The sequence below is a fragment of the Alysiella filiformis genome, assembly GCF_014054525.1.
GTDB classification, from domain to species: domain Bacteria; phylum Pseudomonadota; class Gammaproteobacteria; order Burkholderiales; family Neisseriaceae; genus Simonsiella; species Simonsiella filiformis.
In genome coordinates this window covers 1,309,316-1,327,066 of sequence record NZ_CP059564.1, presented here as the reverse complement: position 1 = coordinate 1,327,066, position 17,751 = coordinate 1,309,316, and the positions used below count along the sequence as shown (strand labels likewise).

Annotated in this window: 17 protein-coding genes; 13 read left to right on the top strand and 4 right to left on the bottom strand. The window is 46.2% G+C overall.

Annotated elements, in window-relative coordinates; all coding sequences use genetic code 11:
- Positions 1 to 49: 49 nt before the first annotated feature.
- The 12 genes from H3L97_RS06560 (at position 50) to H3L97_RS06505 (ending at position 10,029) form a co-directional block, all read left to right on the top strand.
- A complete protein-coding gene (locus H3L97_RS06560; RefSeq protein ID WP_097113667.1) occupies positions 50 to 841 on the top strand; it encodes a polyamine aminopropyltransferase in 792 nt (263 codons plus the stop codon).
- A 120-nt stretch (positions 842 to 961) separates the two neighbouring features.
- Positions 962 to 1,750 carry a 3-methyl-2-oxobutanoate hydroxymethyltransferase gene (panB, locus tag H3L97_RS06555; protein WP_097113556.1) on the top strand — a complete coding sequence of 263 codons (789 nt, stop codon included), beginning with the start codon at positions 962 to 964 and terminating at the stop codon, positions 1,748 to 1,750.
- A 244-nt stretch (positions 1,751 to 1,994) separates the two neighbouring features.
- Complete coding sequence (locus H3L97_RS06550; protein ID WP_097113668.1) at positions 1,995 to 3,431, top strand: NAD-dependent succinate-semialdehyde dehydrogenase; 1,437 nt, start codon at positions 1,995 to 1,997, stop codon at positions 3,429 to 3,431.
- Positions 3,432 to 3,604: 173 nt separating this feature from the next.
- Entirely contained in the window at positions 3,605 to 4,249 is a 645-nt protein-coding gene (pxpB, locus tag H3L97_RS06545; protein ID WP_097113557.1) for a 5-oxoprolinase subunit PxpB, read from the top strand.
- Positions 4,250 to 4,466: 217 nt separating this feature from the next.
- Positions 4,467 to 5,396, top strand: coding sequence for a 5-oxoprolinase subunit C family protein (locus tag H3L97_RS06540; RefSeq protein WP_097113558.1), 930 nt, complete (start codon positions 4,467 to 4,469; stop codon positions 5,394 to 5,396).
- 12 nt (positions 5,397 to 5,408) lie between these two features.
- Positions 5,409 to 6,134 (top strand): hypothetical protein, encoded by a 726-nt coding sequence (locus H3L97_RS06535; protein ID WP_097113559.1) that lies wholly within the window; start codon positions 5,409 to 5,411, stop codon positions 6,132 to 6,134.
- A 19-nt stretch (positions 6,135 to 6,153) separates the two neighbouring features.
- The gene (locus H3L97_RS06530) at positions 6,154 to 6,693 is read left to right on the top strand and encodes a hypothetical protein (protein WP_097113560.1); all 540 of its coding nucleotides are present in this window, start codon (positions 6,154 to 6,156) and stop codon (positions 6,691 to 6,693) included.
- An 80-nt stretch (positions 6,694 to 6,773) separates the two neighbouring features.
- Positions 6,774 to 7,028, top strand: a complete 255-nt coding sequence (gene yefM / locus H3L97_RS06525) for a YoeB-YefM toxin-antitoxin system antitoxin YefM (protein ID WP_097113561.1) — start codon at positions 6,774 to 6,776, stop codon at positions 7,026 to 7,028.
- Entirely contained in the window at positions 7,025 to 7,285 is a 261-nt protein-coding gene (locus H3L97_RS06520; protein ID WP_097113562.1) for a Txe/YoeB family addiction module toxin, read from the top strand. The genes yefM and H3L97_RS06520 overlap by 4 nt, the downstream gene beginning before the upstream one ends.
- 172 nt (positions 7,286 to 7,457) lie before the next feature.
- Positions 7,458 to 8,195, top strand: a complete 738-nt coding sequence (gene pxpA / locus H3L97_RS06515) for a 5-oxoprolinase subunit PxpA (RefSeq protein ID WP_097113563.1) — start codon at positions 7,458 to 7,460, stop codon at positions 8,193 to 8,195.
- A gap of 38 nt (positions 8,196 to 8,233) precedes the next feature.
- Entirely contained in the window at positions 8,234 to 8,713 is a 480-nt protein-coding gene (locus H3L97_RS06510) for a hypothetical protein (protein ID WP_097113564.1), read from the top strand.
- A 128-nt stretch (positions 8,714 to 8,841) separates the two neighbouring features.
- Entirely contained in the window at positions 8,842 to 10,029 is a 1,188-nt protein-coding gene (locus H3L97_RS06505; protein WP_097113565.1) for an NRAMP family divalent metal transporter, read from the top strand.
- Between the two features lie 102 nt (positions 10,030 to 10,131).
- Here H3L97_RS06505 and H3L97_RS06500 read toward each other — a convergent pair whose 3' ends face one another.
- From H3L97_RS06500 to H3L97_RS06485, 4 genes are all read right to left on the bottom strand, one after another.
- Complete coding sequence (locus H3L97_RS06500; protein WP_097113566.1) at positions 10,132 to 11,421, bottom strand: NAD(P)/FAD-dependent oxidoreductase; 1,290 nt, start codon at positions 11,419 to 11,421, stop codon at positions 10,132 to 10,134.
- A gap of 390 nt (positions 11,422 to 11,811) precedes the next feature.
- The gene (locus H3L97_RS06495) at positions 11,812 to 12,642 is read right to left on the bottom strand and encodes a hypothetical protein (protein WP_143269093.1); all 831 of its coding nucleotides are present in this window, start codon (positions 12,640 to 12,642) and stop codon (positions 11,812 to 11,814) included.
- Positions 12,639 to 14,696: an excinuclease ABC subunit UvrB gene (gene uvrB / locus H3L97_RS06490; protein ID WP_097113568.1), complete on the bottom strand. Its 2,058-nt coding sequence runs from the start codon at positions 14,694 to 14,696 to the stop codon at positions 12,639 to 12,641. Before uvrB ends, H3L97_RS06495 begins: the two co-directional genes overlap by 4 nt.
- A 120-nt stretch (positions 14,697 to 14,816) precedes the next feature.
- Entirely contained in the window at positions 14,817 to 16,250 is a 1,434-nt protein-coding gene (locus H3L97_RS06485; protein WP_425321615.1) for an acyl-CoA dehydrogenase family protein, read from the bottom strand.
- 267 nt (positions 16,251 to 16,517) lie between these two features.
- Here H3L97_RS06485 and H3L97_RS06480 point away from each other — a divergent pair, with 267 nt between their 5' ends.
- Positions 16,518 to 17,708 carry an amino acid aminotransferase gene (locus tag H3L97_RS06480; protein ID WP_097113569.1) on the top strand — a complete coding sequence of 397 codons (1,191 nt, stop codon included), beginning with the start codon at positions 16,518 to 16,520 and terminating at the stop codon, positions 17,706 to 17,708.
- Positions 17,709 to 17,751: the final 43 nt, after the last annotated feature.

The window sequence follows — 17,751 nt, the reverse complement described above, 5'->3', positions numbered from 1 at the left end:
TGTAACAAAATCCATTATAATGTCGCTTTGTTTCTTTGCGATTTTGACCATGACCCACCCCTTTCGCCGCAGCCGATTTTTCCGCCACACCCTGCCCGATGCAAATGTGTCCGAACTGGGCAACATACGCTCGCTGCATTTGGGCACGCCCACCATACAAAGTTCCATGAACATCAACAACCCCAGCGAATTGGTGTTGTCATACAGTCGCGCCATGATGTCGTGGTTGCTGTTTGCGCCAGAGCTGCCGCGCCACATCACACAAATTGGCTTGGGTGGCGGTTCGTTTGCACGTTGGTTGCACGCCAAGCTGCCTGAAAGCCAACAAATCGCCATTGAAATCAATCCCCAAGTGATTAACATTGCGCGTACCTCATTTTGCCTTGATTTTGAAGGACAAAATTTCCAAATCATCGAAGCAGATGGCGCAGAATACATTCAAATTTTGCAACAACAAACCGACATCATTTTGGTAGACGGCTTTGACGGTGTGCAAATTATTGATGATTTGGTGGGCGAAAATTTCTTTCACGATTGCCGCATTGCTTTGCGTGAAAATGGCATTTTCGCCACAAATTGGTGGAGCGGCGACAAACGTTATGCTTTGTTTTTACAGCGATTGCGTGGCATTTTCCACAATCGTGTGTTGGAAATTCCTGCTGCCACGCATGGCAATGTGGCGGTGTTGGCGTTCAATTTCATGCCCGAATTAAACATGGAAAAATTGAAAAAACGTGCCGATAAATTGTCCAATCAATATGATTTGGATTTTTTCCGAATGCTTGCCGATGCAAAAGCCAAAAATCCACACAATGGTAAGCAGTTTTTGTTTGAAAAATGAATTTTCAGGCTGCCTGAAAAACAAATGCCGCATTTGAAAAATACGGCAAATGGCGTTTCTTTTTTCAGGCTGCCTGAAACACGTTATAATGGCGGTTTCCATTTTTCACAATAACAAATAATGATAAATATCAACAAATTACGCGAAATGAAATCGCATGGCGACAAAATTGCCATGCTCACTTGTTATGACGCGAGTTTTGCCGCGCTGATGAACCGTGCTGGCGTGGAAATGCTGCTGGTAGGCGATTCGCTGGGTATGGCGGTGCAGGGCAAATCGTCCACCCTGCCCGTAACGCTGGACGAAATGTGTTACCACACCGCAGCCGTGGCGCGTGGCAACACCAATGCGATGATTATTGCCGATTTGCCCTTTGGCGCGTATCAGCAAAGCAAGGAGCAAGCCTTTGAATCATCAGCCAAACTGATGGCAGCAGGCGCACACATGGTCAAATTGGAAGGCGGCGCAATCATGGCAGAAACCACCCGTTTTTTACAAGAACGCGCCATTCCCGTTTGCGCCCACATCGGCTTGACACCGCAATATGTGAATGTGTTTGGCGGCTACAAAGTTCAGGGGCGTGGCGATGCGGCGGCGGCGGTATTGGCAGACGCTTTGGCGCATGAGCAAGCTGGCGCGTCCATGATTTTGATGGAATGCGTCCCCAGCGCATTGGCGCGTGAAATCACACAGCGCGTGGCTTGTCCCACCATAGGCATTGGCGCAGGCGTGGATACGGACGGTCAAGTGCTGGTCATGCACGATATGTTGGGCGTGTTCAATGGCAAAACGGCGAAATTCGTCAAAAATTTCATGGACGGGCAAAGCAGCATTCAGGCAGCCGTAGAAAGCTACGTCCGCGAAGTGAAAGCGAAAAGTTTCCCGAGCGCGGAACATCAATTTAATTGATTTTTCAGGCAGCCTGAATGCGTTTTCAGGCTGCCTGAAATTTTTGATTAAAATGTAGAGTGCAACTTGTTGCACCATTTTCCTGATATAAAACATGAATTTGGTGCAACAAGTTGCACCCTACATAACGTCCCATTTTGTATTTGGTTCACTGTATTTTTTGGTGGACAATGTCCACCCTAGCATTTTTCCATGCGTTTTCAGGCTGCCTGAAAACTTATCCACAAAAAACAAGGAAAAAACCATGCCCAATCCATTTATCCACCACCAAGCCCACATCAACGGACAATGGCAATCTGCCCTTTCAGGCAGCCAAATTGCCGTTATCAACCCAGCCACAGGCGAAACTTTGGGACACGTCCCCAATATGGGCGCAGCCGAAACCGAACACGCCATCGCTGCCGCCCAAGCTGCACTCCCTGCTTGGCGCGACAAATCCGCCAACGAACGCAGCAAAATCCTGCGCAAATGGTTTGATTTGATTGTGGCAAACCGCGAAGATTTGGCACACTTGTTGTCGCTGGAATTGGGCAAACCGATTGCCGAAGCGCGTGGCGAAATTGACTATGGCGCGTCTTACATAGAATGGTTTGCCGAAGAAGCCAAGCGCGTTTATGGCGACACCATTCCTGCCCTCAACCCCAATCAACGCATTGTGGTCATCAAACAGCCCATAGGCGTGTGTGCCGCGATTACCCCTTGGAATTTCCCCAACGCCATGATTACGCGCAAAGTTGCGCCTGCTTTGGCGGCTGGTTGCACCTTTGTGTTGCGCCCTGCATCGCAAACGCCTTTTTCCGCATTGGCTTTGGCGGATTTGGCGCAACAAGCAGGTTTGCCCAATGGCGTGTTCAACATCATCACAGGCAACGCCCAAGCCATAGGCAAAGTGCTGACCACCCACCCCGATGTGCGTAAATTCAGTTTCACAGGCTCAACCGAAGTGGGGCGCGAACTGATGGCACAATGCGCCTCCACCATCAAAAAAGTGTCGCTGGAATTGGGCGGCAACGCGCCTTTTATCGTGTTTGATGACGCGGACATTCAGGCAGCCGTGTTGGGGGCAATGGTCGCCAAATTCCGCAACGCAGGGCAAACTTGCGTATGCGCCAACCGCATTTACGTTCAGCGTGGCATTTACGATGAATTTGTGCAGCAATTTGTTGCCGCCACACAAAACTTGCGCGTGGGCAAACCTTTGGACGAGCAAACGCAAATGGCTTGCTTGGTCAATGAAAACGCGGTGCAACACGCCAACGATTTGCTGGCAGACGCGCTGGCAAAAGGCGGCAGCCTGAAAACAGGCGGCACACATCAAGGCACATTTTATCAGCCTACCGTCATTGCCCATGCCCATGATGAAATGCGTTTGACCACCGAAGAAATTTTCGCCCCCATTGCGCCCATTTTCATTTTTGATGATGAAGATGAAGTGATACAACGCGCCAATGCGGTGGACGTGGGTTTGGCGGCTTATCTGTACAGCCGCGATTTGGCGCGTACCGTGCGCGTGTCGGAGCGTTTGGAATACGGCATGGTGGGCGTGAACACGGGCTTGATTTCCAATGCCGCCGCGCCATTTGGCGGTGTGAAACAATCGGGTTTGGGGCGCGAAGGCAGTTTTTATGGCATGGACGATTATTTGGAAGTGAAATATTTGGCGATTGGCGAAATGGGCTAAATGGGCTAAATGGGCATTTTCAGCCCAAAATGGCGCAAAAAACGTGAAATATGCTTTAAAAAGCGTATTTCACGTTTTTTTATGGCATTCAGGCAGCCTGAAAAAGCATTGACAAGCACCGAACAAAACATTACATTGCGCTACATCAACAATTAACACAAACTCACAAAATCATGATAAAAATTAACCCAATCAGCGAAAACGCGCTCGTCTGCACCCTAGAACCGCCCGCGCATTTAGAAAAACAGCAAAAACTCTGGGCTTTTGCCGACCACATTCAAGATTTGAACTCGGTTGCCGAAGTGGTGGTGGGCATGAACAACGTTACCGTATTTATGGATTATGGTGCTGATTTAACTGAATTTTCTCATCAACTGGAACACATTTGGGGCAACACCCAAGCCGCTCATTATCAAGGCAAACACGTTGACATTCCCGTGATTTACGGTGGCGAATTTGGCATGGATTTGGCGGACGTTGCCCAATATCACCATGTTTCCATTGAAAAAATCGTAGAAGAACACACAAAATACACCTACACCGTGTTCATGATGGGTTTTCAGGCAGGTTTCCCCTATTTGGGTGGGCTGCCTGAACATTTGCACACCCCACGCCACGACACACCGCGCACGCGCGTGGAAGCAGGCTCGGTGGGCATAGGTGGGGCGCAAACGGGCGTTTATCCCTTTGCCTCGCCAGCAGGTTGGCAGATTTTGGGACGCACCCATTTGCCCTTATTTGATGCCAACGCCACCCCACCCACCGTGTTGAGCGCAGGCGATACCGTGCGTTTTGTCGCAGAAAAAATTGAGAAATGAGTTTTCAGGCAGCCTGAAACTGTCAAATTACCACAAACCTGTCCCCTCTCCTTTGGGAGAGGGTTAGGGAGAGGGGAAAACTGGCGATGTTCAACGATTGTTCCCGCTCCCCAGCCTTCTCCCAAAGGAGAGGGAGTGGGTTTGTGGCAAGATTAAAATTGGTCGCATATTTTCAGGCAGCCTGAAAACAATTTTAAAAATAACAGGATAAGCAAAAATGTTAGAAATCACATCATGCAACGCATTGGCAAGCATACAAGATTTGGGGCGATACGGTTGGCGGCGTTATGGCGTGGGGCACGCAGGCGCAATGGACACACTCGCACTCAAAGCAGGCAACATCTTGTTAAACAACGAAGAAAATGCCGCCGCCATTGAAATCGCCTTGGGCGGATTGAGCCTGAAATTTGACCGCGATATGCCCTTTTGCATCACAGGCGCGATTTACGAAGCCTTTTTGGACGATGAACCCGTACATTCCTACTGGCGTTACAGCGCGAAACGCGGTCAAACTTTGCGTTTGGTGCGCGCGGTGCATGGCATGTACGGCTATTTGTGCGTGGACGGTGGCGTGGACGTACCCGAAATATTGGGCGCAAAAGCCACCGATTTAAAAGCGCAATTTGGCGGATTTCACGGTAGAAGTTTGCAAAAAGGCGACAAATTGGGCGTTTTGGGCGACACAGGCAGCCTGAAAAAAGTCGGCATCGCGCCCATTGCTTTGACCAACCGCATTCACGCCTTGCCCTCATCGGAATACGGGCAATTCAACCGCAACGCGCATTTCCGCTTTTGGCAAAACGGCTGGACGCTGCAAAGCGACAGCAACCGCATGGGCTACCGTTTTGGCGGTGGCGTGCTGGAACGCGCCAAAAATGTGGAAATGTTGTCGCACGCGGTGCAATTTGGCACGGTGCAAGTGCCGCCAAGCGGTCAGCCGATTATTTTGATGGCAGACACGCAAACCACAGGCGGTTATCCGAAAATCGCCACGGTGGCGGCTGGCGATTTGGGGCGGTTGGCACAAATTCGCTTTGGCAGCAAGGTGTTTTTCAAAATTGCCACACCGCAAGAGGCGCAAAAATTGAAAAAACGCAATCGGGCGTATTTGAATCAAATCAGGCAAATTGCGGAAGTGAAATCATAAGGAAAAACAACTATGTATGCCACACGTTCATTGTCATTCACACATCAAAAACACATTCAACTCCACGCTTTAAAAGGCAAATTATTGGCAAATAACCGCGATTTGGAAACGGTGGTTTCGGGTTACGGTGGCGGTGGCGAAATCAAAGGCAAAACATCGGGGTCGCTGTTGGGCGGTTCAGGCAGCCTGCGCGGTACGATGAAAGGCAAAATTGACCCTGTTCACATTCGCAGCGAAACTTTTGTGCATGAAGAATTGTTTTTATTGGACGAAACGACTGGGCAAGAGCATTCATTTCATTTTACCGATTGGCAAATTTCATGTCGCCCTGATAATCAAATCATCGTGGTTTGGTGGAACGATGAAAGGCGAAACTCAGTTGTTTATTTAGAAAATCAATCACTTAATCAAAATTATCAAGCACCAGCCAAATTGAGTTACCCCAATTTTATCGGTTCATTTGAAGGTTTTTTGATTGTTTTGGCACGATTGTTTTTGATGATGGCGATTTTGGCGGTGGTTTGGTTTGGGGCAGATTGGCTGTTTTTGCCCACCGACTCATTCACAAAAATCATTTATTATGTGGTGAAATTTTTTGTGATGTGTGGCGTGTTTGGGTTTGCGTGGGCAATGAGCAATGATATTGATTTTGCGAAATATTGTGCGCCCACCGCGCAACGCGATACGGCAAAATTTGAAAATGAAATCAGTGATTTGATTGATGAAGTGCGTGTGTGAATTTCAGGCAGCCTGAAAAATGAAAAACATAAAATACGAAAACCAAATTCAATCTTCCAAAATATTCAGCAAACACGCCACTTATGGCAGCTTACCCATTCCGAAAAACCGTTTATTTTTAACGCCTTCGCTTATTGGTATGCCAGACGTGTTGTGTTTTCGCTATGGTTCGCATGTCTATCGTTTATTTTGGCAAGATTTATCAATGGCTTATTGGGAAGAATGCGAGCGTTTGGCGATTAAAGAATGTCCGCCACCACCCAAATGTCAGCCGAATTTGGACGATGAAAATTGGCGCGCGTGGGACGAAAAAATTTTCGCTTTAACGCACGATATGCCCGAAAAACACAATTTAATCATGCGCCCCAGTTGTGTGATTAAACAAAGTTATTCAGGCAAAATCATCAAAATGTCTTTTCCAAACAAAGAGATTGCCCCTGAAACGGTTTACGAAATGGCATTGTCCATATTGAAACGCGAAAAAACCATGTTGGATTATTTTCCCGATGTGCTTTATACAAAAGAAGATTTTTTCAGCGAACCCAGTCAGGCAGCCTGAAACCATTTTTTGATAAAATTGTACAAAATATTGTACAATAAAACATCTGAAAAGCCCCCACTTTGATTTAAGGAATCATCATGCACACACTTTCTTATTCAGAAGCACGTCAAAATCTCGCCAAAACCATGCAAGAAGTGGTTCAAAATCATGAACCTGTCTTAATCACGCGAACAAAAAACAATGAAGATTGCGTGTTGATGTCGCTGGCACATTACCGTTCTTTGGAAGAAACGGCATATTTGCTGCGTTCTCCCGTGAATGCCCAACGTTTAAATCAAGCCATTCAACAGCTTAAAAACGGCAATGGCATGGAACGGGAATTGTCCGAATGAAACTGATTTTCGCAGAAACGGCATGGCAAGATTATGTTTATTGGCAAACTGCTGACCGCAAAATCCTTAAACGTATCAATCTCTTAATCCAAGACATTCAACGTGAACCATTTGACGGCATTGGCAAACCCGAACCTTTGCGTTTTCATTTGTCGGGCTTTTGGTCTAGGCGGATTGATGAAGAACATCGTTTGATTTATGCCATTGAAAATGAAAGTGTTTTGATTGCCTCTTGTCGTTATCATTATGGCGAATGATGTTCAGGCAGCATTCCATTACCCTACAAATTTTTACTTGCCACTCACCTGTTCCCTCTCCCAAAGGAGAAGGAGTAGATGGCAGTATTTCAACGATTATGGGCAATATTTTATTTTTGTAGGGTAACGAAAGGCAGCCTGAAACCCCTAACTCATTAAAAGGAAAAGAAAAATGCAAGTGGATTTAAACGCCGATTTAGCCGAAGGTTTCGCGGTGGACGAAGCCTTGTTGCAGCGCGTAACGTCCGCCAATATTTGTTGCGGCATACACGCAGGTGGCGCGAAAGAAATCGCCCAAGCCCTTGAATGGGCAAAACAAAATGGCGTTCGCGTGGGCGCACACCCCAGCTTTCCCGACCGTGAAAATTTCGGCAGAAAAAACATGAATTTGCCAGCACACGAGTTACGCGCTTGGCTGTTGTATCAGTTGGGTGCGGTGCAAAGTTTGTGCGACCATTTTGGCGTAGAAATGGCGTATGTGAAACCGCATGGCGCGTTGTACAACCAATCGGCACAAGACCTTGATTTGGCAAATTTAATTTGTGAAACAATCCAACAATTTAACCCCAAATTGAAATTGATGGGGCTTTCAGGCAGCCTGCACATTCAGGCAGCGCAAAACGCAGGTTTGGGCGTGATTTCGGAAGTGTTTGCCGACAGACGTTATTTGCCAGACGGCTCGCTGGTGCCGCGTTCGCGCCCTGACGCTACGGTCGCCAGCGATGATGAGGCGGTGGCACAGGTTTTGCAAATGGTGCAAGAACAATCGGTTACGGCTGTGGACGGTTCTCGTGTTGCGGTGCAAGCGGACAGCATTTGTTTGCATGGCGATGGATTGCACGCGCTTGAATTTGCCGATAAAATTCGCAAGGCTTTGGCGGAGAATGGGATAAGCATTCAGGCAGCCTGAAAAATTCAGAAAACATTTTAATCAAGGAAAGGAAAAACATGTCATCAATCAATGGTTTTGGTACAACATTTTACGGTGAATGTGATTATCAAAGTGATGGTTCATACACCTCAACTTATTGGATAATATTGGCATTTATCCCAGTTATCCCTTTATACAGCGCACGCATTTTGCACAAAGAAGGCACTCGCTATCAATATGTTAAAATACCAATTAACTGGCAACAAGTTTTCCGAATTTGGGCATTTATTGCGGCATGGATAAGCGGCTATTGGATGTGTGTCATGTGGCTAAATCAAGCACAAATCAGCAAAAGAATTGATATATTAATTTTGATTACCTATACCGCCATCATGTTATTGCTACCCAGTTTTTTGCGTTACCAAGCTAAAAAACGCATTGTATTTCAACCCCATGTGCAATTATTGCCCGCCATTTCAAAGATAACCATTTTTATGGTGGTGCTGTTAATCATTGGCGTGGCATTGTTGCAAGTGTATTTACAAATGGAAAATTGATTTTCAGGCAGCCTGAAAATATTTTTTAAGCAGAAACAGAACGAGCGAAGTTTTAATATGGCGCGTTAGCGACATGGGCGCAGCCAAAAAGATTTTTTATTTTTAATCACTTATCAGGAGGATAAATCATGCCCCAACAATCCTCACGCAGAAACGCGCTGTTGGGCGCGGCATTTTTGATGGCAACTTCCGCCATCGGGCCAGGCTTTTTAACCCAAACCGCCACTTTCACGCAAAAATTGGCGGCAAGTTTTGGTTTTGTGATTTTGCTGTCCATTTTGCTGGATATTGGCGCACAGTTGAACATTTGGCGCATTATCGCCGTGTCGGAAAAACGCGCCCAAGACATTGCCAATGAGGTATTCCCCTACGCTGGCTATTTTTTGGCTTTGCTGATTGTGATGGGCGGCTTGGCGTTCAACATCGGCAATGTGGGCGGTGCAGGCATGGGCTTGAATCTGCTGATGGGCATTACGCCTGAAACGGGCGCGATTATTTCGGGCGCGATTGCGATTGGCATTTTCTTGTTCCGCGAGGCAGGCAAGGTCATGGATAAATTCGCGCAAATCATGGGTTTTGTGATGATTGCGCTGACGGTGTATGTGGCTTTTCAAGCCAGCCCACCTGTGGGCGAGGCAGTGGCGCGGACGTTTGTGCCTGAACAGTTGGACGCGGTGGCGATTGTTACGCTGGTGGGCGGCACGGTGGGCGGTTACATCACATTTGCGGGCGCACACCGTTTGTTGGACGCAGGCATTAAGGGCAAAGACGCACTGCCCGAAGTGAGCCGCAGTTCGGTTACGGCAATTTTGGTTGCGTCTGTGATGCGTGTGGTGCTGTTTTTGGCGGTGTTGGGCGTGGTGTCGCAAGGTGTGGCTTTGGACAAAACCAATCCTGCCGCCACACCGTTTCAGCATATTGCTGGCACTTGGGGTTTGATGATTTTTGGCGTGGTGATTTGGGCAGCGTCCATTACTTCGGTGATTGGTGCGGCATACACTTCGGTGTCGTTCATTTCGGGATTCAGTCCCAGCATTGAACGCAATAAAAACGCTTGGATTATCGCATTTATTGTGATTTCAACGGCTGTGTTGGCAACGATTGGTCGTCCAGCCCAAGTTCTTGTTTTGGTGGGAACTTTGAATGGCTTTATTTTGCCGATTGCTTTGGGTTTGATTTTGCTGGCGGCACACAAAAGCAAAATTGTGGGCGATTACAAACACCCCGTTTGGCTGACGATTTTTGGGGCGATTGTGGCGATTTCCATGGCGGTATTGAGCGTACAAACGTTTATCAAATATTTGAGTTCATTCTAAAAAATGGCTGCCTGAAAGCATTGGGCATTTTCAGGCAGCCTGAAACACAAAAATCCTTATGTTCATTGTTGAATGACATAAGGATTTTTGTTTTTTATGGCTTTAATGCAATTTCAGCCTGCCTGAAACCCGTTTTTGCGCCAAACGCGCCAATGCCAAAACCGTCGTTTTACGCAAACCCAACACCTCAAAATGGTGCAACAAATGCAGCGACATATGCGCCCATTTTGCCAATAAGCCTTTTAAAAATATGGTATTTTCCTGTTTTTTGGGATTGGCTGCCACACGCCCCACGCCCTTGTCAAAACCCAAAGACACCAGCGCACCGCTATCTTGATACACAAAAGTTTCATCAAATGCGCGTTCGTTGGCAGCCGCCCACAGTAATTTTGCCAAATAGCTGGCTTGCTGGTGTGCCGCTTGTGCCGTAGCGGGAATGCGACTGCCGTCTGCCAAAGTCAAACTGGCACAATCGCCCAAAGCGTAAACGAATTTTGCCGAAGTTTCCAATTTTTCGTTAATGATGAATTGGTTAATCGCATTGGTTTGCAAATGAAATTGCGTGTTGCGGTCGGCAGCTTTAATGCCAGCCGTCCAAATCACGATGTCGGCGGCAATTTCGCCCTTGTCGGTGATGACCGATTGTTCGGTAATTTCCAGCACCCTAGTGTTGGTGTGCACGCTAACCTGTTTGCGCTCCAAAATCGGCATGGATTGTGCCGATACTTCCTCGGGCATGGCTGGCAAAATGCGCGAAGTGGCTTCTATCAAATTGATTTCAATCCGAAAACGGTTTGCCGAACCAATGATTTGGTGCATTTCATGATAGGCTTCGGTCATTTCCGCCGCCAATTCCACGCCCGTTGCGCCACCGCCAATAATCGCCACATTCAGGCAGCGTTTGTCGGAATGCGAAGTTTGCAAAAATCGCCCAAACAAATATTTTTGAAAACGCTGCGCGTCTTGGGCATTTTCCAGCGTAAAGGCGTGTTCAAAGCCTTTTGTGCCAAACGAATTGGAGCCACTGCCAATCGCCAACACGCATTTATTGAAACTGATGGTGCTTTTGGGAACCAGAATGCTGCCGTCTTCATCGCGCAATTCGCCCACCGTGAGCGTGCGTTCCTGCGGATTGAACGCGACCAATTCGCCCAACATAAACGAAAAATGATTGCGCCGCGCCACGGTGGTGTACAAAATCCCTTCCTGTTGCGGATTGAGCGTGCCAACTGCCACTTCGTGCAAAGTCGGTTTCCAAATGTGGACAATGGCGCGGTCTATCAACAAAATTTTGTCTTTGCCTGCACCGCGACCGTATTTGCGCCCCAATTTTGCCGCCAATTCCAAGCCGCCTGCGCCACCACCCACGATGATGGTATCGTAATGTTGCATGATTTTTCCTATTTAAAATAAATGTTTGTGAATGATTTTCAGGCAGCCTGAAAAAGAAAAATACCGTTTACAGGGAATGGGGAACGGTATTTTTGAAAAGGATTGATGTTGGGTTTTAAAGCCAAATCACTTGCTTTTTAATGGGTAATGGCTGCATTATAAAAAGATTGAAATCATTGGGCAAGTTTGGGATTTTCAGGCTGCCTGAAAAGGGAAAATACCGTTGCCATTGGATTGGGAACGGTATTTTTGTAGGTCCACGCGCTTGATTTGTGATGAAAGGGGATTGTGTTTTCAGGCTGCCTGAAAATATTTTTTCATCAGGAACACGGTTATTTGATGATTGTGGTGGGTGCAAGCACCCACCCTACGCTTGCTACTCTGGCTTTTTTATTTTAATTCCTTTGACTCAATAGATTCATCATCAATAATTGAGTGGTAATAAACTACTACTTTAAGTTCTTTTAATTTATTAACTAAATCATTCATCTTCGAATCATCTATATTTGTACAAATTGTATCATTCTCGCTATTACGTAAATTACTACGTAAATTACTGGGTATTAATTCATTAAACTTTTCAATAATAATTTTCCCATTTATTGTATTCTCTGAACGAGATATCTCACTAATTATTAGTTGATTTAAAATGGTAAATGTAAGCATATTATTTAAATCAATTTGATTCTTTTGAAGTTCTTTTAGTTCATCCCAAAGTGCTTTTCTTCTTCCTATAATTAATTGAGTATCACTAGAACTTAAAATAATATTTTTCTGAATAGAACTAAATGCAAAACATTCAACACCTACCTCAAACTTCTTCTCTTTTAAAATGCTATCCCATTTTTCTCTATCTAAAATATCATATTCTTTATCATCAATCTTAATCTTGTCTATAATTGCATGTCCTTTTCCAGCATTACTAATATAAATACCATGCAGCCTTTCATCATTAAAGAATTGTACTGTTACATAAGGTGTAGTAGCTTCTTTAGCAATGTGTGCTTGTGTCCAAGTAAAATAAGCAGCGAATACTGATACAATCAGACCTGCAATAGATATAATAATAGACATATTATTACTAACTGCTTTTTTATTAACATTATCATTTCCCATAAAATATCTTTCAAAAAATATTAAAATTAAACAAATTATCATAAAAGGGACAAATAGTCCAGATATTCCAAGTAATAATATAACAAAAGTTCTCACAATCATCATTCTATCCCAAACAACAAATTCTCTTTAATCAACCGAATGCGGTCGCGCAAAACCGCCGCCTCTTCAAACTGCAAATCGCGTGCCGCTTGCTGCATTTGTTTTTCCAAACGGGCGATTTCGGCAATCGCGTCTTCTTCGCTGTGGATTTCGGTTTTCTTGGATTTGGATTTGCTTTTAGCAAAACCCGCTCCGCTCGTTTTCAGGCTGCCTGAAACTTGTTCGCCACCATTTTCCGCATACACGCCATCAATCAAATCTTTCACTTTCTTATTGATTTGTTGGGGAATAATGTTGTTGTCCAAATTAAACTGAATTTGCTTTTGGCGGCGGCGTTCGGTTTCGTCTATGGCGGATTTCATGCTGTCGGTGATTTTGTCGGCATACAAAATCGCCACACCGTTCACGTTACGCGCGGCGCGTCCGATGGTTTGGATTAGGCTGCGGTGTGAGCGCAAAAAGCCTTCTTTGTCCGCGTCCAAAATGGCGACCAGCGACACTTCGGGAATGTCCAAACCTTCGCGCAATAGGTTGATGCCGACCAATACATCAAACAAGCCCAAGCGCAAATCCCGAATGATTTCAACACGTTCCACCGTGTCAATGTCGCTGTGCAAATAGCGTACTTTTACGCCCAATTCGCTGTAATAGTCGGTTAATTGTTCCGCCATGCGTTTGGTTAGGGTGGTTACGAGTACGCGCTCGCCTTTTTGTTTGCGGATATTGATTTCACTCAATAAATCATCAACTTGGGTGGCAACGGGACGGATTTCAATTTGCGGGTCTGTCAATCCTGTGGGGCGGACGACTTGTTCCACAATTTGCCCTGCGTGGTCGGCTTCGTATTGTGCTGGGGTGGCGGATACGAAAATGGTTTGCGGCATAACTTGTTCAAATTCATGGAATTTTAGGGGGCGATTATCCCGCGCGGAAGGCAGCCTGAAACCGTAATCCACCAAATTTTGTTTGCGAGACGCATCGCCTTTGTACATCGCGCCAATTTGCCCTATGGTAACGTGGCTTTCGTCTATGAACATGATGGCGTTTTTGGGCAGATAATCCATCAGCGTGGGGGGCGGTTCGCCCTCTTTTTTGCCTGAAAAGTGGCGGCTGTAATTTTCAATGCCTTTGCAAAAACCCATTTCATACAGCATTTCCAAATCAAATCGGGTGCGTTGTTCTATGCGTTGTTGTTCTACGGGTCGGTTTTCTTTGGTATAAAAATCAATGCGTTCACGCAATTCGGCTTTAATCGCTTCGCAGGCGCGGAGTACGGTTTCGCGTGGGGTAACGTAGTGGCTGGACGGAAACACGGTGTAGCGTCCCACGCGCTGGTGCAGGCTGCCTGAAAGTGGGTCAAACAAATCCAAGCGTTCAATTTCATCATCAAATAATGAAATCCGCAGGGCAAATTCGGAACTTTCGGCTGGGTACACGTCTATCACATCGCCGCGAACGCGAAAGCTGGCGCGTTGAAAATCCACATCGCCACGTTCGTATTGCATGGAAACCAGCGTGGAAATGATGTCGCGCTGGCTCATGATGTCGCCCTCTTTCACGGACAAAATCATTTGTTGGTATTCGGTGGGGTCGCCAATGCCGTAAATGGCGGACACGGTGGCGATGATAATCACGTCATTGCGCGTCATCAGGTTTTTGGTGGCGGAAAGGCGCATTTGTTCTATGTGTTCGTTGATTGCGCTGTCTTTTTCTATGAACAAATCACGGCTTGGTACATAGGCTTCGGGTTGATAATAATCGTAATAAGAAACGAAATATTCCACCGCATTTTCGGGGAAAAATTCGCGCATTTCTGCGTAAAGTTGGGCGGCTAGGGTTTTGTTGTGCGCCATGATGATGGCAGGTCTGCCGCTTTGCGCGATGACGTTTGCCATGGTGTAGGTTTTGCCCGAACCCGTTACGCCAAGCAAGGTTTGGTAAGACAAGCCGTCTGATAAGCCGTCCAAAAGTTGAGCGATGGCGGTGGGTTGGTCGCCTGCTGGGGGGAAAGGTTGGTGGAGTTTGAACGGGGAATTTTCGTATTGGATAATTTGCATTTCAGGCTGCCTGAACAATTAAAATTGGGCGAAATTATAACATTTTCGCATTTTCAGGCTGCCTGAAAAAAATCCGCCCGCAATGTTTTCAAAACATGGCAAGCGGATTTCAAAAATCCATTAACAATATTCACAATCCAAAATATCTTGGCGAATGTTTTTCAACAAAAATGCCGCCGCGTCATCGGTAGCCGTTTGCCCAAACACAAACAATTTTGCCACCACTTTGCCCAAAAACACCTTTTTCAAAGCGTCCGCATCGCTCAAAGTGTAGCGCGACAAAAATTCCGAAATGTCTTGTGGCAAAACACGCTCTTTCAGCGCGGTTAAAGTGAAACGCTTGTCGGATTTGATTCTTTGTAAAAGCGTTTGATTTTTATCCAATTTAACGCCTTGTTCTTTTTCTTCGGCGGTAACGCGCGTGAATTGGTCGTAAATTTCCGCATACAACATGTCATTGGGTCCCTCAAAAATGGTAAAGGGGCGGAAATCAATCGCAATATTGCTCGCCACATGACCGCTTTCAAAGCCTTTTGCGCCCAATAATTTTTGCAAAATTTGTGCGGCATCGTAGGTGTATTCGGTGGATAAGGTCTTGATGATATTGGCTTCCATCAGTTGATGCGACACGGGCGCATCGGGCGCAACGTGTTTGCAAGTGTAATCATACAAAACTTGTGAAACGGCATAGCGTTTTTCAATTTCTTTGCATTCAAATTCCACAAATTTGATGTCTTTTTTGGCGAATTTTCGTGTGTTTTCAACAATGTATTCCATAATGCCATGCGACATGCCCACCAACTGCAAGCGGCTGCGAATGAAAATATTTTGAAATGCACGCAAACCCAAAGCATCGTTTTCCGACAAACGCATCACGGCATTGGCGGGCATTTTGGCTGCCACGCGGTTAATCGCATAGCGCACCGCACGCAAACCTTCTGATTTTAAAACGTCAAATTGAATGTATTGTTTTGGCACAAACAGCAAATTAATCATTTTGGACAATCTGCCATTTTTGCGCTCTTTGGCGGCAACCAGCAAAAATTCGCTTTGGGAATTGCCTTGCCAATATTTTTCTGCTTCCACATAAACCGTGCCATCGCCCAAATCTTCGTAATACGATTGCATTTCACGCGCAATGGCGGAACCCGATGTTTTGGGTTCGGTAATCGCCAAGCCGCCGCCTTCGCCATTGAACACGGATTGCAAACCTTGCTGAATTTGTGTTTCATTGCCAAATTCCAGCAGGGGCTGCAAAACCAATGCGCCTTCAATGCCTGTGCGTAGGGTAACGGGTACGCCATAATGCCCTGCAATACGCAAAACTTCTTGAATTTCAAACTGATTGTTTTTGCGTCCACCGTGTTGTTCCAATAAAAATGGCAACAGCAAACCTGCTTGTTTCAATTCTAACCATTTGTTTTCAGGCAGGTATTCCATTAAATTCACGCCATCGGCAAACACGCGCTGAAATGTGCTTTCAATGTGTTGCAAAAACGTGGGGGTGTCCATGTTCAATAATTCGGTATTGGAGAAAGGTAGTGCGTTGTTCATGATGTTTGGCTTTTCAAAAAAATCATTTTAAAAACAAAAGTCTATTTCAATATCCATTCATGAAAATTGTGCCATGAACGCAGAACTAGACTCTAACCCCTATTTAATAGCATAAATAGGGTAAAAACGCAAGATTTTAATGCGATATGCCCTGATTTTCAAATCATTTTACTTTGAATTGTGGGGTGTTCAGACGGTAAAGTGCTTGTGCTATAATTTTGCCTTTTTCAGGCTGCCTGAAAGCCATTTTTGGAAAGGAAAACAATCATGTATCAACACGTTACCCCCTATGCTGGCGACCCCATTTTGAGTTTGGTGGAAACCTTTAAACAAGACCCTCGCCCCAACAAAATCAATTTGTCCATTGGCATTTATTTTGACAACGAGGGCAAAATGCCTTTTCCCAACAGCGTGTTTCAGGCAGCCCAGCGCATTGAAAATCAGGTGCAGCCTTATTTGCCCATGGAGGGACACGCAGGTTTTCGCGCTGCCGTAGCCAAATTGCTGTTTGGCGCAGAAAGTCTTGTTTTGCAAGAAAATCGCGTGGCGGCGGTGCAAACTTTGGGCGGTTCAGGGGCGTTGAAATTGGGGGCGGATTTCATTCATCGCTGGTTTCCCCAAAGCCACGTTTTTGTCAGCGACCCCACTTGGGACAATCATCGCGGCATTTTTGAAGGCGCAGGCTTTGAAGTGGGCAGCTACCCCTACTACGACCCCGCAACCATAGGCGTGAAATTTGACGCGATGTGCGATTTTTTCCGCAGCCTGCCTGAACACAGCGTGGTGCTGTTGCACCCCTGCTGCCACAACCCAACAGGCGTGGATTTGCTGCCCGAACAATGGGATACGATTTTAAACATCGTTGCCGAACGCCAGCTCATTCCGTTTATGGACATTGCCTATCAGGGTTTTGGCGACACGTTTGACAGCGATGCTTATGCGATTCGTCAGGCTGCCAAATTGAATTTGCCGCTTTTTGTAAGTTGTTCATTTTCCAAAAATATGTCGCTCTACGGTCAGCGTGTGGGGGCGTTGATGGTGCTTGCGCCCAATGCGGCACAAGCCGATTTGGTGTTGGGGCAACTGAAATTCATCGTCCGCCGCATTTATTCCAGCCCACCCGCACAAGGCGTGTTGGCGGCACAAGGTGTGCTTGGCGATACAAATTTGGCGGCACAATGGCAAAATGAAGTGTATGAAATGCGCGACCGCATTCGTGCCATGCGTTTGAAATTGTATGAAGTTTTGCGCGAAAAGCTGCCTGAAAAAGATTTTTCGTATTTTGTGAAACAGCGCGGTATGTTCAGCTACACGGGTTTGAGTGTGGCGCAGGTTCAACGTTTGCGCGATGAATTTGCGATTTACGTTTTGGATAGCGGACGTTTGTGCGTGGCTGGCTTGAATGAGGGCAATGTGGAAACGGTTGCCAAAGCATTGGCGCAAGTGTTTGCCGAATAAAAACAATTACATGAAATGGGGACAGATTTCATATCCGCCCCCA

Coding starts and splice junctions, on each gene's coding strand:
- H3L97_RS06480 (WP_097113569.1), top strand. CDS start 16,518: ATGTATCAACACGTTACCCCCTATGCTGGCGACCCCATTTTGAGTTTG.
- H3L97_RS06560 (WP_097113667.1), top strand. CDS start 50: ATGACCCACCCCTTTCGCCGCAGCCGATTTTTCCGCCACACCCTGCCC.
- H3L97_RS06485 (WP_425321615.1), bottom strand. CDS start 16,250: ATGAACAACGCACTACCTTTCTCCAATACCGAATTATTGAACATGGAC.
- pxpB (WP_097113557.1), top strand. CDS start 3,605: ATGATAAAAATTAACCCAATCAGCGAAAACGCGCTCGTCTGCACCCTA.
- H3L97_RS06520 (WP_097113562.1), top strand. CDS start 7,025: ATGAAACTGATTTTCGCAGAAACGGCATGGCAAGATTATGTTTATTGG.
- H3L97_RS06505 (WP_097113565.1), top strand. CDS start 8,842: ATGCCCCAACAATCCTCACGCAGAAACGCGCTGTTGGGCGCGGCATTT.
- panB (WP_097113556.1), top strand. CDS start 962: ATGATAAATATCAACAAATTACGCGAAATGAAATCGCATGGCGACAAA.
- H3L97_RS06540 (WP_097113558.1), top strand. CDS start 4,467: ATGTTAGAAATCACATCATGCAACGCATTGGCAAGCATACAAGATTTG.
- H3L97_RS06510 (WP_097113564.1), top strand. CDS start 8,234: ATGTCATCAATCAATGGTTTTGGTACAACATTTTACGGTGAATGTGAT.
- H3L97_RS06530 (WP_097113560.1), top strand. CDS start 6,154: ATGAAAAACATAAAATACGAAAACCAAATTCAATCTTCCAAAATATTC.
- H3L97_RS06535 (WP_097113559.1), top strand. CDS start 5,409: ATGTATGCCACACGTTCATTGTCATTCACACATCAAAAACACATTCAA.
- yefM (WP_097113561.1), top strand. CDS start 6,774: ATGCACACACTTTCTTATTCAGAAGCACGTCAAAATCTCGCCAAAACC.
- uvrB (WP_097113568.1), bottom strand. CDS start 14,696: ATGCAAATTATCCAATACGAAAATTCCCCGTTCAAACTCCACCAACCT.
- H3L97_RS06500 (WP_097113566.1), bottom strand. CDS start 11,421: ATGCAACATTACGATACCATCATCGTGGGTGGTGGCGCAGGCGGCTTG.
- H3L97_RS06550 (WP_097113668.1), top strand. CDS start 1,995: ATGCCCAATCCATTTATCCACCACCAAGCCCACATCAACGGACAATGG.
- pxpA (WP_097113563.1), top strand. CDS start 7,458: ATGCAAGTGGATTTAAACGCCGATTTAGCCGAAGGTTTCGCGGTGGAC.
- H3L97_RS06495 (WP_143269093.1), bottom strand. CDS start 12,642: ATGATGATTGTGAGAACTTTTGTTATATTATTACTTGGAATATCTGGA.